Source organism: Shewanella putrefaciens (assembly GCF_016406305.1).
GTDB lineage: Bacteria > Pseudomonadota > Gammaproteobacteria > Enterobacterales > Shewanellaceae > Shewanella > Shewanella putrefaciens_C.
The window spans coordinates 4,474,281-4,491,580 of sequence record NZ_CP066369.1 but is presented as its reverse complement, the minus strand read 5'-3'; the positions used below and the strand labels follow the sequence as shown (position 1 = coordinate 4,491,580).

11 protein-coding genes are annotated in these 17,300 nt (G+C 45.8%); 5 read left to right on the top strand and 6 right to left on the bottom strand.

The genetic code is table 11. The annotated features are described in order from the left end of the window. Positions 1–11: 11 nt before the first annotated feature. The gene (locus JFT56_RS19450; RefSeq protein ID WP_198781610.1) at positions 12–1,169 is read left to right on the top strand and encodes an alpha/beta hydrolase-fold protein; all 1,158 of its coding nucleotides are present in this window, start codon (positions 12–14) and stop codon (positions 1,167–1,169) included. A 201-nt stretch (positions 1,170–1,370) separates the two neighbouring features. Continuing rightward, complete coding sequence (locus JFT56_RS19445) at positions 1,371–1,796, top strand: hypothetical protein (RefSeq protein ID WP_233095553.1); 426 nt, start codon at positions 1,371–1,373, stop codon at positions 1,794–1,796. Positions 1,797–1,971: 175 nt separating this feature from the next. Here the strand turns inward: JFT56_RS19445 and JFT56_RS19440 are convergent, their stop codons facing one another. Further along, positions 1,972–3,855, bottom strand: coding sequence for a DUF885 domain-containing protein (locus JFT56_RS19440; RefSeq protein ID WP_233095552.1), 1,884 nt, complete (start codon positions 3,853–3,855; stop codon positions 1,972–1,974). A 321-nt stretch (positions 3,856–4,176) separates the two neighbouring features. Here JFT56_RS19440 and JFT56_RS19435 point away from each other — a divergent pair, with 321 nt between their 5' ends. Beyond that, the gene (locus JFT56_RS19435; protein WP_198781607.1) at positions 4,177–4,758 is read left to right on the top strand and encodes a hypothetical protein; all 582 of its coding nucleotides are present in this window, start codon (positions 4,177–4,179) and stop codon (positions 4,756–4,758) included. A 290-nt stretch (positions 4,759–5,048) separates the two neighbouring features. Here JFT56_RS19435 and JFT56_RS19430 read toward each other — a convergent pair whose 3' ends face one another. The 5 genes from JFT56_RS19430 to hutI form a co-directional block, all read right to left on the bottom strand. Beyond that, on the bottom strand, positions 5,049–5,675 hold the full coding sequence (locus JFT56_RS19430; RefSeq protein WP_198781605.1) for an FMN-binding negative transcriptional regulator: 627 nt from the start codon (positions 5,673–5,675) through the stop codon (positions 5,049–5,051). 1,544 nt (positions 5,676–7,219) lie between these two features. Then, positions 7,220–8,881 (bottom strand): endonuclease, encoded by a 1,662-nt coding sequence (locus JFT56_RS19425; protein WP_198781603.1) that lies wholly within the window; start codon positions 8,879–8,881, stop codon positions 7,220–7,222. A gap of 712 nt (positions 8,882–9,593) precedes the next feature. After that, the gene (locus JFT56_RS19420; protein WP_198781601.1) at positions 9,594–12,467 is read right to left on the bottom strand and encodes a prolyl oligopeptidase family serine peptidase; all 2,874 of its coding nucleotides are present in this window, start codon (positions 12,465–12,467) and stop codon (positions 9,594–9,596) included. Continuing rightward, positions 12,464–13,015 (bottom strand): hypothetical protein, encoded by a 552-nt coding sequence (locus tag JFT56_RS19415; RefSeq protein ID WP_198781599.1) that lies wholly within the window; start codon positions 13,013–13,015, stop codon positions 12,464–12,466. The genes JFT56_RS19420 and JFT56_RS19415 overlap by 4 nt, the downstream gene beginning before the upstream one ends. Positions 13,016–13,364: 349 nt before the next feature. Then, positions 13,365–14,591: an imidazolonepropionase gene (gene hutI / locus JFT56_RS19410; RefSeq protein WP_198781597.1), complete on the bottom strand. Its 1,227-nt coding sequence runs from the start codon at positions 14,589–14,591 to the stop codon at positions 13,365–13,367. Positions 14,592–14,756: 165 nt separating this feature from the next. Between hutI and hutC the strand changes: the two genes are divergently transcribed. Next, positions 14,757–15,464 (top strand): histidine utilization repressor, encoded by a 708-nt coding sequence (gene hutC / locus JFT56_RS19405; protein WP_198781595.1) that lies wholly within the window; start codon positions 14,757–14,759, stop codon positions 15,462–15,464. Positions 15,465–15,580: 116 nt separating this feature from the next. Further along, positions 15,581–17,251, top strand: coding sequence for a urocanate hydratase (gene hutU / locus JFT56_RS19400; protein WP_198781593.1), 1,671 nt, complete (start codon positions 15,581–15,583; stop codon positions 17,249–17,251). Positions 17,252–17,300 lie beyond the last annotated feature (49 nt).

Genomic DNA, 17,300 nt, shown 5'->3' with positions numbered 1-17,300 from the left:
GAATGAAATTTATGCGTACGCTATTGATACTGCTGGTGACTTACGGCTTTGCATTCGTTAATGTCCACGCACATGCTGATGATACCCTCCCCGCTCAGCCACAGGTTTTAAAGGTCAGTTCGAGTCTGTTAACTGAACCCGCTGACTTTAAGGTGACACTACCGGCGAGTTACCAATCGAAAGCTGATAAACGCTACGTGGTATTGGTGGATTTACATCCTCGTAGCCATGGCTATCTCGCTGGAATGGAAGATTGGATGAGTCATAACGGCGGCTGGCCTTGGCTAGAAACCATTATTGTGACGGCGCCAAATGGTCATGCAGGCTTAGGTGAGTTAAAAAGCTTAGCCATTAAGCAGCAAGAAAATCAGCAGTTTTTAGATTTTATGGAGCGAGATCTACTGCCCGCCATCGATAAACAATATCGCACAAATGGTTTTCGGATCCTCAATGGCTTCACTGGCAATGCCACTTTTAGCCTCTACACGCTTTTGAATCGCCCAAGCCTATTTAATGCCTATATCGCCGCAAGTCCAGTACTGGATGATAATTACGCCTTTGTGATGGCTGATGCTGCTAAGAAACTCGCAGGTATGAAAGGCAAGCCAAGATTCCTTTTTATGAGCACTAGCGACAGTGATTTCGAACAAAATCAATTAGCTGACTTTGCCAAGCTTGAAGCCATTATCAAGGCGAACGCCACGGATTTACTCGACTACCGCATTAAACGTTTCGATGGCACTTACTATATGACGCAACCTATTTTGGCGACGGCTTATGGTATTGAAGCGATTTTTAACGATGTACACCAAGTGCTTAAGCCTGACTCGGCCATATCACGCCAGGGCGCAACAGCAATTTTGGCACATTATAAAACCCTGTCGAATGACAAATATGGATTTGATGTGCCCGCGACTGACTCGCTGATTGCGTTGGCAAGTTCTTTCGAGACGACCAAACCCACCAAAGCCATAGATATTTATCTGCAAACCTTAAAAGCGATTCCAACGGCTTTCGAAGCCTGCCATGCATTGGCAAGTGTCTATGCAAGTCAAGGTCAACTGGTCGAGGCCATTAAGTATGAAAAGCAAGCGCTTGAATTAACAGATCATCCATTCTTCCAAAATAAATACAGTAAACAGTTAGCTGAGTATCAGGCGTCTCAATAAGTGTATTAACCGTGGACGGAACATTTTTGCCTGGTTGCCCGCTGTATATTGCGCATAAGTATGTGCTAGCCATAAGACTATGGTCTTAATAGCTAAGGGAAATTGGGGCTGTTATTGTAGCTTTACTCTCTTTCGACTTAATTTATTCAACTTTATGGTTTTATAGATGAAGTCGAGCGCCCTGTAATGATGAGGCAATTTATGAAATATTTACCCGCATTCGGTTTAGGTATTCTCTTGGCGGTATTGAGTTTTGTGAGTTTTACACTGGTTGCAACGGTGGGCTATATGTACGCCTTGCTGGGGAGTGTCGATAACCTTAGCCACACTAGCCCGGTTTATCTGGGGTTAGGTGTCCATGACGCCGGGCTGTTAATTTTGCTCTCGGGGTTAATGCTTTTTGCGTATCAACGGCTTTTTCCTCGATCGCCATTTGATTGGTTTGCTGCAGTAGCAATGCAAATGCCACTGGGTTTACTGGTACTTTGGTCCGATGGGGTGTCCTTTAATCTGACGAATTTTTACGGTGTGGCCAGAGCATTAACTCTGTTTGCCGCAACCTTTGGTGTTTTAATGATTTTTTGGCTATTACAGCGCCGTAGTCGTCGGTTTTCACAAGCAGTGTGAGCCGTTTAGAAGCTGTTGAATTGGTTGTGGTATAAACATCGCGGCATTTGTTGGGGTTGGGCCTAACACAGACTGGCGCTGGGCTTGATATTTGGGTGTATCAAGGTCGATTGGTGCATAATTTCAGGGGCAGTATTTGACTGCCCCTGATTTATCACGCTGGTTTTACAATGCCCTAAGCCGGTGTTGCGGGAGCCGTTGCCGCCTCGAGCCACTGATCAATCTTTTGCTCTAATAAATCCAAGGGCAGGGCGCCATTTTCGAGTAAGCGGTCGTGGAAGACTTTGATATCAAACTTATCACCCAGCACTTTTTTGGCTTTTTCACGTAGTTCGATAATTTTAAGCTCGCCTAATTTATAGCCTAAGGCTTGCCCCGGCCAAACCACATAACGCTCGATTTCACCCGTTGCCTCTGAACGATGGATTCCTTCTGTTTTTATCGCATAATCAATTGCTTGTTCACGACTCCAACCTTTAGCGTGCATACCAGTATCGACCACTAGACGCACGGCGCGGTGTAGTTCTGACTGTAAGCGGCCAATGTTGTTGATGGGGTTATCCTGGTAAATCCCCATCTCAGCCGCAAGACGCTCGGCGTAAAGGGCCCAGCCCTCGCCAGCGGCATTAGAGTAAAAAATGGTGCTCAGCAGCGGTAAGCTGTCCGACAAACCGATAATGGTTTGCAGATGATGGCCAGGATTGGTCTCGTGATAGGTTAAGGTTTGCAGCGAGTAAGATGGCAGCGCCGCCATATCATACAGACTTATCCAAAATGTCCCCTTACGCGTGCCATCCTGTGACGGTGCATCATAAAATGCCCCACTGGTGGCTGCGGCGCGGCTATCGGGCACGGCTTCAACGGCGACTTGTTGATCGGGTAAACGGCCAAACCATAGGGGTAATTTTGTATTGACTAGTGCAAGATTAGCTTGAATATCAGCCATTAACTGCTGTTTACCTGCGGCGGTATCTGGGTAGAGATATTTAGGATCCCGCAGCAGTGTTTGCATGCGCTCGCCCACAGTCCCTTTGCGATAGCCGACTTGTTTCAGTAAGGCGTCCATTTCAGTTGTGATACGGGCGACTTCCGTTAGACCGAGTTGATGAATTTCCTCGGCGGTTTTATCCGAGTTGGCAAGATGCTTAATCATCGCCTGATACAACTTAGCCCCTTGAGGTAAATGTCCTATGCCCGCAATGTGGGACGCCTTTAACCGCACGCTTTGCAGCGCAGAGATCAGTTGGCGAGTCGCGGGGTAATACTTAGTTTCAACCAGTTCGGCGGCCGAATGGGCTAAAGCTTCGCTTTCTGGCACTTTGGCGGCGGCTAACTTAGCGTTAAAACTGCTGACTAAGGGATGTTCGCTGGCCTTGCCAACCAGTTGTTGCTGTAAGTTGGCTATGGTCTTATTGATAATAAAATCCGGTGGGATGACTCCCATCTGTACATCTTGGGCGAGTTTGTCGATTAAGGTGCCCATCGCCGCGGGATACAGGCTTAAGCGGCTAAGGTAGGCCTGAGCTTCGGCGGTATTGGTGACTGCAAATTTGTCTTCCATATAACCAGGAAACTCAACATGTAATCCAGATAAGTGGTTGACCGAATAAGGTAAAAACCATACGCCATACTCGCCAAGCATAGTGCCATAGGCCACGGTTTCGGCGGGAAGTAGCGCACCTTTCACCTCGGATGTTATCGACTTGAGGCTGACTCGCTCGGAGGCGCTAAGGGTGCTGCTATCGATAGCATTAAGTTCATTCAATATGGTTTTAAGGGCTTCACGGCGATGATGTTCAGCGGATGGGCTGTAGTCGGTGAGTTTCGACATCACCTCTTTCCCTGCTTGCGCATCGGGCACGCCATAATAGGTGGCAATCTCGGGTCTTAGGGCGAAGTAACGCTGGGTAATGCCCGATAGTTGCTGCTTAAGGCTCACAGCTTGAGTGGCATTTTGCGCCGAAGCTTGCGCTGTTGTTTGAGTCGCGGGCGTATCGTTTGGATCGCTACAACCTGTGACTAACAGACCTATTATTAAGCTATTTATTATTCTTTTCATCGAATTACTCATAAGGTGGGTATCAGGTTAAGCCGTGGTTTGGCTGGGAAACCTAAAGCGTTAAACCATGCGTAAATGTGATCAACCTCAAAGTTGAGCGGTTATCCTAGCAGTTTATTGCCACCAAACTGCAAGAATTTTGTAGCTAGTGTTGAATGGGATTTTTGACGTTGCTTAAGCCTTGCATGTTTTTAGTGCTCAACTTCTTTGGGTATTGCGGTACTATCAACTGAATCAAAATGTTGCTAATTTGTTGACTCAAAAGCCGATAAGTTGTTTAAATATCATTGTTTTGGATGAATGAGTGATAAAGGATAAAAAATGGAAGTAATACAAAAAAAGGGAAAAAACAAACACACCTTTAGTATGGGGCAAGAGCAGTTTCAATACGCCTATGAAGATGCCTCTGGCAAAGGGGATGTTGAAGTTTATTACGGTGATTTACCCCTTAAGCGCTCCGAGCAAATCGAACAAAATGATTGGCTTAGAAATGTTGGGGTGTTGTGGATAATGCTTGGCCTTTTTCAAAGTGGCTACGGCAGTTTTACGCGAGGTGTCTTTTACTTTGACCCCATGTGGATATTTATTGGGGCTGCTTGTCTAACATGGGCATTAATGACTAAGGTGACCTATACGGTATTTAAAGCTGAAGGCGCCAACATTTTTATCATTAAAGACAAACACCATGATGCTTTGATTGCAGAATTAATGGCGCGTCGCAAAGTGCAACTTGCCCATTGGTATGCAGATATCAACCCAGAGAATGAATTGGGCAATGAGATCAACAAATTCAAATGGCTAGTCAAACAAGAAGTGTTAACCGAAGAAGAGTCAGAGCAAAAAATTAAAGAAGTGAAGTTCTATCATCAAGTGGATGACCATGAAGAAAGAGTTTTAAACTAACTTCATCTTCTTGGAGATTTTACTATGTCCCATGTGCAGTTAGGATTGCAGTGAAGGCATGGATTGACTCACTGTGTAAAAGAGATGATAGCCAGATCGACGAAGAGAAGGCTATCTTTTACCACAATCCCATTCCAAACTGGCTGAGGTTATTGATCGGCTGCGTAGGTATCTTAAGTTCTCTGCCTCTGGCGTATTTTCTATCAAATTGGCCGTTAATTGATTGGTTGGCCTATTTTTAGAGTCTATATGCAGAGACGTTAACCGACAGGAAACTGAGTAAAGCGAGGTTAGTTATCTGATTTATTGCCTCTACCAATATCGCGTTGCAGCATATATTGAGCTAGCTGTTTAGCATCGGGATGGGGGCTGGCACTTAAGCTGCTAAATACGCCCTGTTGATCGCCACTGGATCTATGTTGGCCGAGTTTCTCCTTCGCTTGTATTTCATCAATCACAATCTTAAAACCGACTATGGCTTGTCGTAGTTTTTGCTGGTACTCATCGGGCATAAGCTGCTTATCTTGCAGTAGTTTTGGTTCATACTGCACCACTAGTTTATCTAAAACGGCTTGGGTTTCGTCATCATTAAGTAAGTGTGCTATCCCATAACAATGTACCGCCGCATAATTCCATGTCGGCACCGCAGGTTTAGCATCATACCAAGTGGGGGAAATATAAGAGTGTGCCCCACTAAAAACGACTAATATCCGCTGGTTTGCTATTTCCTGCCAGTGCGAATTAGCCCTTGAGACATGACCATATAACACGCCGTTTTCGCCCGCTGTCGCATCGAGCACAAAGGGAATATGGGTCGCATTAAGTGAGCCTGAAACCATCAACCCAAAGCTGTTCTGGGCAATAAAATTTGTGATGGCCTCATTGCCTGACATGACCATTTTCTTGGGAATATACATTGTCTTTCTTGGCTCTTAACAATAGTAAAGGCTTTATATTACAAGGAAAAAGTAGAGAGTCGATAGGGCATTTATGGCATTATTTTTACCCATTAACACTGATATGGCCGTGGTCATATTTAAGATCGAGTGAACAATTACTTTTCCTGCATCAATTGCGGCCAAATCATCAGCCTAGATGCTGAAACTTACCATGATAGCGGTGGCCAGAATTTAGATAATAACTGCGGCAGTGGCGTCGGTACCGGGAGAATGGGGTAATGATGTCTATAAATGGTCTCTCTGAGGCTGTTATCACATTTAATTTTAAGGATTTTTCAGCATCTGATTAATACGCTTTTGCTCCAGCGCGAGCAACTGATATAGCGCGCCAAAACGCTTTTCGGTATGCAAAATTTCGCTTTTTTCGGTGGGGAAAATTGTTGAACATTCATTGTGATGAGTGGTAAGTTTCTGTGATTATTAAATAATTTTATCTAGGTAATCAGGATGATTACCTTTGATAAACGGGGTTTAATAAGAGGTTCGGATAAAACTCAATGTCTAAAGGGAATATGTGTACTTGTATTGAACAACCAACATTAATTGATATCAGCAATAGTCACTCTGATTTCAAATCAAATCTGAACCAGCTAGATGTCGGAAGTTGGGTTTTGCTAATGCAGTGCCCTGAGTGTGGTCAGCATTATAAAGTAGACGAATGGGACAAATATCAGACTTGTTATGCGGTAAAAATTCCGTCGCGAGATAACTGGGAATCATGTGATAGCAAGCCACAGATTAAAGCTCAAATGGTAGAGAATCGGGGTGGTTATACCCATGATCTATGTATTTGGTCAGGCTGTAGTCTCAAACAAGTAAAAGGTAGTGCTTACTGTGTTAATCATCTGTATTCAACTGGTACTCGTGAGTAAGCATTTTATAATCGCTCTGGCGGAGTTTTGGACCTCGCAGTGCTCGGCTGCTGTTTTGAGCGTTTACTAAAATGCAGCTCAAACACCCCCATAGCTCAGTTGAGTTCAGGCCAAATCCAGGGTGGTTTCTTGGATGCTTTGATATATACGATAGAGAAGAAACGCTTGGAGAGTGATTGGGGGCTTTCAACCCTCTTGAACCAGCTGGAATTTTCCGAGGCCACGTTACGTTTGCGGGCAGGCATATTTGGCATCCGCGAGGCATTGGAAAATGGAGCTAAACGCATGCGGCTTCTTATTCCCAAGCAGCCACGTGCTAGGGATTCAGCAAGAGAGTTAACAAGTACTATCTGGGCTAGGGTTATTACACCGCCACGCCTGTGATAGGGTTAACCATATATTTCCTAATAGCCAAACTTCCATTGTCTAAATGCTGGATTCCCGTTTATAAGCATTGCGGGAATGACGGTGCGGGCGGCCCGCGTTCAAGATGGCAAATTTTAACAACCGGCTCAGAAGTGTTGTGGGAAAACGCATTGGGCGACCGCGTTTAATATGGCTGCTTGGGAATAGCTGCGAATAATTAGCCCGACCTAGGTCGGGCTAATATTTGATGGCTAAGTAACGGGATTAGTTACATGAGGCACTGTAGATATCTGCAGCCCATTGTGGGTTATCGATAAACGGGTTGCGATTGTGTTGTTGCTCGTAAACGCGATTATTGCGGCGGCGTTCCCAATCGCTTACGGGATCTTGGATATGCCAGCCCAACAAGGTACAGAGATCGCCGAGTAAGGGCTCACCTTCACCCGTCATGCCCTTCGCTACGCTCAGATCCGGCGTTCCACTGTTATCCCCACCTTGATAACGCACATCCATATAGAAGACCATACGTGCGACATCACCTTTAACCATATCGGCAGGTTCAAAACTATCGCTGTCGGTCTTGTTTGCTGGCGCCTCACTCAGCGGTGTGCCTCCTAAGGCGAAGTCCTTGTTACCACGAGTGCTGTTGACTGTCACATCCGCCGGGCGTAAGTGATGAAGGTCGGTATAAGCGTGTTGGCTGCTATTGGGGAAGCCATGGCTCTTGGCCCAAACATGTTCCCGATTCCAAGCATCTAAGGAACTGCTCATGCCCGCACGGTTGGTTTTCGGTTCTGAGCGGCCCGTATACAGCAGAATCACATTGTTGCTGTTATTGGGATCCTCATCGGTATAGTTGAGCCCATCCCAAACCTGCGCATAGCTGAATTGGGTCTGATCTCGAATAATCAGATTTAAACTGGTTTTTAGCGTGCTACCACTTTTTCCTATCGCATTCGCGTAATAGCTATTGAAGCTATAGCCATCGGGATCTGGTGTCGTGCCGCCAGTATTTCCGCCCGAACCGTTATCGGGATCTGTGGGGGTGGGTATAGTGTAATTAACCGTTAAGCTAATACCGCTAAAGCTCTGATAAGCGACTAGATTGACGTAATAACGTCCCGCCGCTGCGCTTGCGATAGGGCAGGATTCATTGTTACCAGAAAGGTAAGGTGCGCAGTCATATTGGCTGGTCGTGGGCTCGTTACCGTAACGGACATACATATCGGCATCACCGCTGCCACCGTTCATGGTAAAGCTAAGTTCAGTGGCATTTTCTGGCACATCGGCTACAAATTTAAGCACTTGGCCCTGGGCTGCACTGAGGTTGAGTTGGCTCTCACCTGGTTCAAGCAGATTGTCAGTGGTGGTTGGGGGTGTAGAGCCGCCATCACCACTGGTATCGCATAGTGAGGCTAAGTTGCCGCTGCCCGGCGTCCCGGCATTGTTAGCGGCGGCCCAATCCGCTTGAGACTTAGTGTTGAGGCTAGTCGTTCGAACGAGGGACACATCACGAACATTGAGACTCCAGCCTGAAATTCCGCCTTCCCAAGCGACCAGATCAATTTCATCCGCGCCCTTGGTGAGGCGAACATAGTCCCCAGAGTTGCCTAAGGTGAGTGGCATGGGGGCGATATCGGCGGTTATGCCAAAGAGGCTGTTAAAACCCGCGGCATTGATTGCAACGGTCAAATAGTGCCCCGCCGCTAAGGTGCCCGTGAGATTTAAACTGGCACCATTGTCATTTAATTGGTACTGGCTTAAATCGATAGCATCACAGCTTGGATTAAAGAGTTCGATATATTCTTCGGTACTGTCATTATTGGGTGTGTCATATAGCACTTCACTAATTAACAGTTCGGCATTGGCATTTAATGCCAAGCCCGCTATCAACATAGATATTGCGATTTTGGATTTATTTATCATCAACATTACTCATTATTATTTTATTTTCAGTTTGGCCTTATATCGGCCAATACTGGACCCCAGAATTATGTTGTTCCAATCGATTAAAGCGTGATAATCGAGAAAAACCGCCGCATTATGCCACAATCAAAATGTCATGAAAGTGTAATCGCTGTTAATTTTTTGTGTCCGATATCGGCTTTAAAGGGCGATTTTAATGACTTATCTTGCTAATATCGGGCGTATTAAATCGAAATGAATGATCTTTTTCGGCTCAATATTTATTTAGGGTTTATGCAGACACTAATCAGTTTGCCGTTCTATAAATTGATATTTATATGTGCTGTAACTAGCGTTATGAATAGTTAATTGAATGCTGTGTTGTTTATTTATTTTATTCTGTTGATTATTTAAAGGTGCAGATTTTTTGGGGTGCCAGCGAAATAGTGAGTTCGAGGAATAAAATGCAGTTTAGGGCTGAAACTGCATTGATTTGAGTCTCGCTTGGTTGGTGAAAAGGGCAAAATATTTAAATGGCAGCTCCGAATTTTAGCTTACTTTGTTGGAAGGATGAGGCCTAAGCTGTCCCTCTGTACCTGAGTGGTTCAGAGGGACTTTTCAGAGCGACTTGTTGCGAGATAAGCTCAAGCGCAGTAACACCACTCCTAGAAGCTATACTCCGTGGAACATCATACGGTCATCATTAAGTGTTGCCTGGACGCGTCATTGTCAATTATTGAACCATGGTAAATTCTTTTACTAACAAGACACTATCCGACAGATCACGTAAGGTGACTATATACGTCCCTGTTGACTGATCCTCAGGAAGTATTTTGTGAGTGCAGCTCCACTCCTGATTATCGCTATTGCCCCATAGCAAATGATTATGGAGTGATTTGCTATTTCCTTCGGCGTCTAGGTAACTCCAGTTGCACGTTAAACCAACATTGTCTTGCTTGGATGCCATATCAACTGCAAATACAGTCCCAATAACATCTCCGGGATTAAACTTTATGTTTTTAGCAACTTGGATCTCACTCTTACCCTTGCTTCCCGTGGAATCAATGATAATGCCTGCCGCTACATCATCGAGAGACAAAGGGTTTAGCTTAATTTTCAGCTCGCTATTTATCATATTCTGCAATAGCTGCAACTCACTCGAATTAAAGTCAGTCTCAGCAAAAATCTCAGCAATTACCTGTGATTGCAAAGACAAACTCGCTTTAGTGACTTCATTTTTTTGTAAGTAAGTGGGCTTAGCTTTCAAGTCAGACAAGGCAAGGAGTTCTGCACAGCGACTTACGTCTTTGCTAACACCAGCGCCAGTGCATAACGCTTTGGCCATCATTAGCCTTGCCCTAGCGTCGGCACCTTGCTCATTGGCTAATTCAAAATAGTGAAAGGATTTGGCCAGATCTATGGCCATGCCATCTTCACCAGTGAACATCAGTCCTAGCATATAGTTAGCTGGCGCAAAATCTGCTTCAGCTGCTTTTTCGAACCAAGAAATGGAAGCGAGCTTTTCTTCATTATCATAATGCTTAATGCCAACGAGAAAGCTTGCTCGGCCACTGCCCATTTTTGCTGCCCTGAGGTAATACTCCATGGCTAGCCCTTTATTGAGTTCTATCTTAGTCTCCCAGTTACGGGCATCACCAAGGGTCACATAATCTTCGGCGAGTGCGGCTAACTTCTTTTTATCCGTGACTGTAGATTCGTACTCAGGCAGCTCTAATGTGCGCTGTAAAAAATCTGCCGTGCTAATAGTTTCATGCTGCAGCCAATAGAGACTAGTGTGTCCGTGTCCTGTTTTCTTGTAATACAAGGTTTCTGGTGCTCGCCCCCTCGCTTTTAAGACATATTCAAGTCTGTGGCTATGTTCTAGCTCGGCGGTCATATCCTCAGTGCCAGCAATTAATAGTAGGGGAACATCAATTTTATCGGACAAATAAACCGGTGATGTTGCCTTTAATTCAGCGCTGTATTTACCGACGGTATTTGCCGTCATTTGACGAAATTCTTCGGTTGCTGTGATATTGCTGGAATTAAAGAGTAAAGGTAGATCGTAAACACCGTATGCGCCGACAACACATTGATATTGATCTGGATGTTTAATGGCGAGCATCACAGATGAGTAGCCACCATAACTGGCACCTATAGCGCAGCTACGCTTAAATTGGTGTTTCGCTCGAACATGTTCCACCGCTGCAGTGATATCTTTTTCTATGTCTAATCCAAATTGACCTACACCACCTTCAAGAAAGGCTTTGCCATATCCAGCTGAGCCGCGGAAATTCACCCTTAATACCGCAAATCCTCTGCTAGTGAAGTATTGGCTCTCGGGATTAAAGCCATCGTAATCGCGGATACCAACTGGGCCGCCGTGAGGCATAACTAACAGCACGCCATTTGCATTATCCGATTGGGGCAGTGTGAGGTATGACTCGACGGATACGCCAGTATCGGATTCAACCGTAAAGGCTTCGGTTTTACTTAAGGTGTAGCCTTCGAGATTGGGTAGCACTTTAGAGAGTAAAAACGCTTTTTTCGTCTCGTTGTTATAGACGTAGCGAGTGCCAGGATCATCAGAAGCATAAACATATAATGCACTGAATTTGCCACTTGGTGAGGTCGCTGTCACTACAGTATGCTTATTTGGAAATGAATGCTTAAATACTGCCTGTTGGAGATTAGCTTCTTGATCAAAATATTGTGTATTTAACTGGCCATTTTCATAAAATGATACGGATTGCAATTGATTGTTTTCATCAAAAGTACTGTCTATTAAATCAAATTTTTGGTTTTCATAAACGAGTTCGGTCACTTTTTGCTGTTTTATATCGAATTTATGCAATGCGACTTTATCTGTGCTCTTATTACTAAGCACATACATGGTGTTATTGTCGATAATATGTTGCGGGATAAAGGTTTCTTTACCCGATGTCAAACTAAATAAATGTTGCCAGTTTTTATTCGCAAGGGGTCTATAATGGAAATTAACTTTTTTGGCATCTTTATCCAGCGTTAATGCAAACAGCATTTCTTTATTTTCATCAAAGAAATAGCCAAAAACATTCCGAAGATCATCATCAACTAAGTTTTTTGATGAAAATGCCTTATTCTTTAATTCATTTACTGTGACTTCGTATAATTTTTGGTATTCACTATTACGGCTGGCATAACCATATAATAGGGTTCCTGAATTAGGTTTTATCCTAACTAGGGAGCCTTCAAACATTAATCGGTTGGTTTTTGAACGGACAACGCCATCCTTGTGGATTATGTCTAGCACGGCTTGAAAACTGTTCCGACCTTGCAAATATTTTACGTAGATACTGTTATTATCGAGCCAAGCATACTCTGTAATGCTTTCATCGGCATCTAGCTGAATAATATTAGTATATTCATTGGTTGCTACATCAATTAATGATAAAAACTTACCTTTGTCCTCGATGACTTCGCCAGAAATATATTTTTCATCGGGTGAAAATTGCAGGTTGCTTAATGCTGAGTTGGCAAATAATTTATTTGCAGGAATGGGCGATGCAATGGAATGAATTGCACTTAATCCAAATATGAAAGTAAAGAGTAAAAATATATTTTTCATTGTACAGTCCCTTCTTTAACTTTACGGGCGTACTCAAAGAAATGATCTTCTCCAGGGCCTGCGTAATTGAGTCCTCTTGCTTGATAAATCTTAGGGAAATGACGTTCTAAATACTCGAGTGCGTTGGTTGATTGGTTTTCTAAAATAGCTCTAACGCCATCAAATGAATAATAACTCCAGATTGCATCAACACTTAAGTGGCCAATATAGTTTATTTTTCCAGGTTCAACATGGAAATTCCATATGTCATCGGTTAGTTCTATTACTAGATAGCGATTTAATTTAATATCGCTAATTTCATAGTCGCCGGCAGGCACATCAACCATAATATAATTAGAACCAAATTTTAAATCTTGTGCAGTCAGTTGCAGGTATTTAGTGCCGCTAAGCATTATGCTGTGTAAGTCTACATTGGTATCCACCGACATCAGTAAATAGCCTGTGTTGCTATCGAGCGGCCTGTCTTGATCGTTTTTTAACTTTGAGATGGGTTGTATGCAACCGCTTAACAGCCAGCCGACACAGATTAGTAGCAAAAATTGCTTCATGAAGAGTGTATCCTTACGACAAATGTCCTTTAAAAATGATTTATAGATGAATCAATCAACAACTATGTAAGCTAGTCGCTTATATTGTGAGCTACATACATTACACGTAATTATTACATTATTGCAATAAGTGCGATAGGGAATAAATTTGTTGGGATGAGCCCTAATTTAGTGCCGAATGTAGGGGAGAGGTATACGTGGGATCTCGGAAGATACTTACCTTGTCTGCCATCGTTAAGTGGTAATTCAAATGGGGATTTTAGTTATCCCCGCTTGGCTTACAGTTAAAAGACTTTATTTAAGCAAGCGTTAATTCAGCAAAACATAATTCATCTTACGCTTTAGCCGTTTATTGATGAATAAGCTTGCCGTTTTTCACTACATCCTTACAGGGGTTTACGCCGTAGGAATAGGCTAGCTGTGCTGGGGTTGAAATATCCCATAGGCAGAAATCCGCCTGTTTGCCGACCATTAAACTGCCGACCTTATTTTCAATCCCTAGTGCTTTGGCGGCGTTTAATGTTAAGCCAGCTAAGGCTTCCTCTGGGGTTAAGCGGAATAGGGTGCAACCCATATTGAGCATTAACAGGGTCGAGCAAATGGGCGATGAGCCGGGGTTAAAGTCGCTTGCCAGCACCATAGGCACGCCATATTGGCGCAGTAAATCTATGGGTGGCTTTTGGGTTTCCCGTAAAAAGTAAAACGCGCCCGGCAGTAGCACGGCGCAGGTGCCGCTTTCACTCAAGGCTTTTACGCCAGCTTCATCTAAATATTCGATATGATCCACCGACTTAGCGCCAAGACGTGCGGCCAGTGCGCTGCCGCCCATATTGGTTAACTGCTCGGCATGGAGCTTAATTTCTAAGCCTGCGGCTTTAGCGGCGCTCAGTACTCGCTCGGTTTGCTCAAGATTGAAGGCGATATTTTCGCAGAACACATCCACCGCATCGGCGAGGTTTTCTTTGAGCACTGCGGGCAGCATCTTATTGATAATTAAGTCGACATAGCCGTCGCTATTGTCTTTATATTCCGGCGGGATGGCGTGGGCACCGAGGAAGGTGGTTTTAACATCCACATGGTGATGTTTACCGAGTTCGCGGGCGACACGCAGAATTTTTAATTCAGTTTCAGTATCTAAGCCATAGCCAGACTTAATTTCAACCGTGGTGACCCCTTCTTTGGCAAGGGCGTTTAAGCGTTGGCGACCCAATTCAAAAAGTTCTGCTTCATCCGCCTCACGGCAGGCCTTGACGGTGGAAATAATCCCACCGCCGGCGCGGGCAATTTCCTCATAGGTGGCGCCCTTTAGGCGTAGCTCAAATTCATTGGCGCGATTGCCCGCAAAAACCAAGTGAGTATGGGCGTCGATCAATCCTGGAGTGATCCAGCCGCCTTTACCCCTGTAAACAGGAATTGCCAATACATCGAAGGCGGGCAGTTCGCTGCGTGGCCCAAGCCAGGCAATTTTACCGTCTTTTACGGCAATGGCTGCATCGGTAATCGCACCATAAGGTGCTGATATTGAAGGGTCCATTGTCGCTAAGTTAACGTCTATCCAAACTTGATCCCAAGACATTTTTATCCCTCGTTGCGTTGGCATTTTCGCCCTGCAAATTCTTTATTATCGAAAGTTATGTGAGCTAGCTTGTATTTACTTGTATATACAAGCTAGGATTGTAGCCGCAATTTTGAACGTTTGAAAGAGTGACGAGCACCTAGATTTTTATTCCGAGGAAATGTTTTGGCTATTCCTAAGTTTGCAGAAATTAAGCAATACATTATCAGCTGTATCGAGTCCGGTGAGTGGGAAGAAAGCGCTCGCGTGCCTTCCGAGAATCAGCTTGCCGAGCTATTTACCTGCAGCAGGATGACGGCGCGCCGCGCATTAACCGAACTCACAGATAACGGTGTGCTCGAACGCTCCCAAGGTTTAGGGACTTTTGTGGCGGGGCGGAAGTCGCAATCCTCCATGCTCGCCATTCGCAATATTGCCGACGAGATAAAAGATCGCGGCCACGGTTACAGTGTTAAACAGTTAGCGCTGCAGCAAGTCAATGCCACTGCGCCTATCGCCATCGCCCTAGGGCTTGAGCTAGGCAGTGCGGTTTTTCATTCGGTATTAGTGCATTGCGAGCAGGGCTTACCACTGCAGGTGGAGGAACGTTATGTGAATCCCGCTTTTGCCCCCGACTACCTAGTGCAGGATTTTAGCTTGCAAACACCCCATGAATACTTGTCCCAGGTGGCGCCGCTAACCGAGGCGCACCACACCATAGAGGCGATTATTGCCAGTAGTGAGCTCCAGCAGAGGTTAGCCATCAGTGCGAGCGAGCCCTGTTTACAGATTTCACGCCGCACTTGGTCACGCCAAGGGGTAGTGAGTTTTGCCAAATTAGTACACCCCGGCAGCCGTTTTAAACTCGGCGGCCATTTAACGTTTAGCAAGTAAACGCGAGTCAATCACCACTAAAGGCTAATCCCTTTAGACGATTATAAAACACAATAAAAACAAGAGCTCTTGCCCGCAAAGCGTGCGAGTTCAACAGGTTGAAAGAGGACATCTCAATGGATAAGCGACACGACCCAAGCCGCCGTATTATTGCTCCGCACGGCAGCACATTAAGCTGTAAAAGCTGGCTGACCGAAGCGCCAATGCGCATGTTAATGAACAACTTACATCCCGATGTGGCCGAGCGCCCCGAGGACCTAGTGGTCTACGGCGGTATTGGCCGCGCGGCCCGCGACTGGGACTGCTACGACAAAATCATCGAAGTCTTACAACGCCTCGAAGATGACGAAACCCTATTAGTGCAATCGGGCAAGCCTGTGGGCGTATTTCGCACCCACGCGGATGCACCGCGGGTGTTAATCGCTAACTCAAACCTAGTGCCCCATTGGGCTAACTGGGAGCATTTCAACGAGTTAGATAAATTAGGTTTGGCCATGTATGGCCAGATGACCGCGGGTTCTTGGATTTATATCGGTACCCAAGGTATTGTCCAGGGCACCTACGAGACCTTTGTTTCGGTGGCAAAGCAGCATTTTGATGGTGTCGCTGCGGGCAAATGGATCCTCACCGGCGGCTTAGGCGGCATGGGCGGCGCGCAAACGCTGGCGGGGACTATGGCTGGCTTCTCAGTGCTCGCCTGTGAAGTCGACGAAACCCGTATCGATTTTCGTCTGCGTACCCGTTATGTCGATAAAAAAGCGACTTCGTTAGACGAAGCCATCGCCATGATCGAAGAGGCGAATAGCTCTGGTAAGCCAGTGTCAGTGGGTTTATTAGCCAACGCCGCCGATGTGTTTGCCGAGCTAGTTAAACGTGGCATTACTCCAGATGTCGTCACCGACCAAACCTCGGCCCACGATCCGCTGAACGGCTATTTGCCACAGGGCTGGACTATGGCGCAAGCAGCCGACATGCGTAAAACCGATGAAGCGGCCGTCGTGAAAGCGGCTAAAGCCTCGATGGCGGTACAGGTGCAAGCCATGCTGGAGCTGCAAGCGGCGGGCGCTGCGACCTTAGACTATGGCAACAATATTCGTCAGATGGCCTTCGAAACCGGCGTTAAAAATGCCTTTGATTTCCCGGGCTTTGTGCCCGCTTATATTCGTCCGCTGTTCTGTGAAGGCATAGGCCCATTCCGCTGGGTCGCGTTATCTGGCGATCCTGAGGATATCTACAAGACCGACGCCAAAGTGAAAGAGTTGATCCCCGACAATCCACACCTGCACAACTGGTTAGATATGGCCCGTGAGCGTATCGCCTTCCAAGGTCTGCCGGCGCGTATTTGCTGGGTGGGCTTAAAGGATCGTGCTCGCTTGGCGCTCGCCTTTAACGAAATGGTGAAAAACGGCGAACTGTCGGCGCCCGTGGTGATTGGTCGTGACCACTTAGACTCAGGCTCAGTCGCCAGCCCTAACCGTGAAACCGAATCTATGCTGGACGGCTCGGACGCTGTATCTGACTGGCCATTACTGAACGCGCTATTGAATACGGCAAGCGGCGCGACTTGGGTGTCTTTGCACCACGGCGGCGGCGTCGGCATGGGCTTTAGCCAACATTCGGGAGTGGTGATTGTGTGTGACGGCACAGATGCTGCGGCAAAACGTGTTGGCCGCGTGCTGTGGAACGACCCTGCGACTGGCGTAATGCGCCACGCCGATGCGGGCTACGAGATCGCTAAAAATTGCGCCAAAGAGCAGGGCTTAGATCTGCCCATGCTTAAAGACTAATAGTTTAAGACTCACTGTTTAAACAGCCCGTTAAAAACAACCAGAACAA

What these genes read in the sequence shown, in the direction of transcription:
- JFT56_RS19430 (WP_198781605.1), bottom strand. Translation starts at nt 5,675, where the DNA reads ATGTATATTCCCAAGAAAATGGTCATGTCAGGCAATGAGGCCATCACA.
- JFT56_RS19445 (WP_233095553.1), top strand. Translation starts at nt 1,371, where the DNA reads ATGAAATATTTACCCGCATTCGGTTTAGGTATTCTCTTGGCGGTATTG.
- hutU (WP_198781593.1), top strand. Translation starts at nt 15,581, where the DNA reads ATGGATAAGCGACACGACCCAAGCCGCCGTATTATTGCTCCGCACGGC.
- JFT56_RS19420 (WP_198781601.1), bottom strand. Translation starts at nt 12,467, where the DNA reads ATGAAAAATATATTTTTACTCTTTACTTTCATATTTGGATTAAGTGCA.
- JFT56_RS19425 (WP_198781603.1), bottom strand. Translation starts at nt 8,881, where the DNA reads ATGATAAATAAATCCAAAATCGCAATATCTATGTTGATAGCGGGCTTG.
- JFT56_RS19440 (WP_233095552.1), bottom strand. Translation starts at nt 3,855, where the DNA reads ATGAAAAGAATAATAAATAGCTTAATAATAGGTCTGTTAGTCACAGGT.
- JFT56_RS19415 (WP_198781599.1), bottom strand. Translation starts at nt 13,015, where the DNA reads ATGAAGCAATTTTTGCTACTAATCTGTGTCGGCTGGCTGTTAAGCGGT.
- hutI (WP_198781597.1), bottom strand. Translation starts at nt 14,591, where the DNA reads ATGTCTTGGGATCAAGTTTGGATAGACGTTAACTTAGCGACAATGGAC.
- JFT56_RS19435 (WP_198781607.1), top strand. Translation starts at nt 4,177, where the DNA reads ATGGAAGTAATACAAAAAAAGGGAAAAAACAAACACACCTTTAGTATG.
- JFT56_RS19450 (WP_198781610.1), top strand. Translation starts at nt 12, where the DNA reads ATGCGTACGCTATTGATACTGCTGGTGACTTACGGCTTTGCATTCGTT.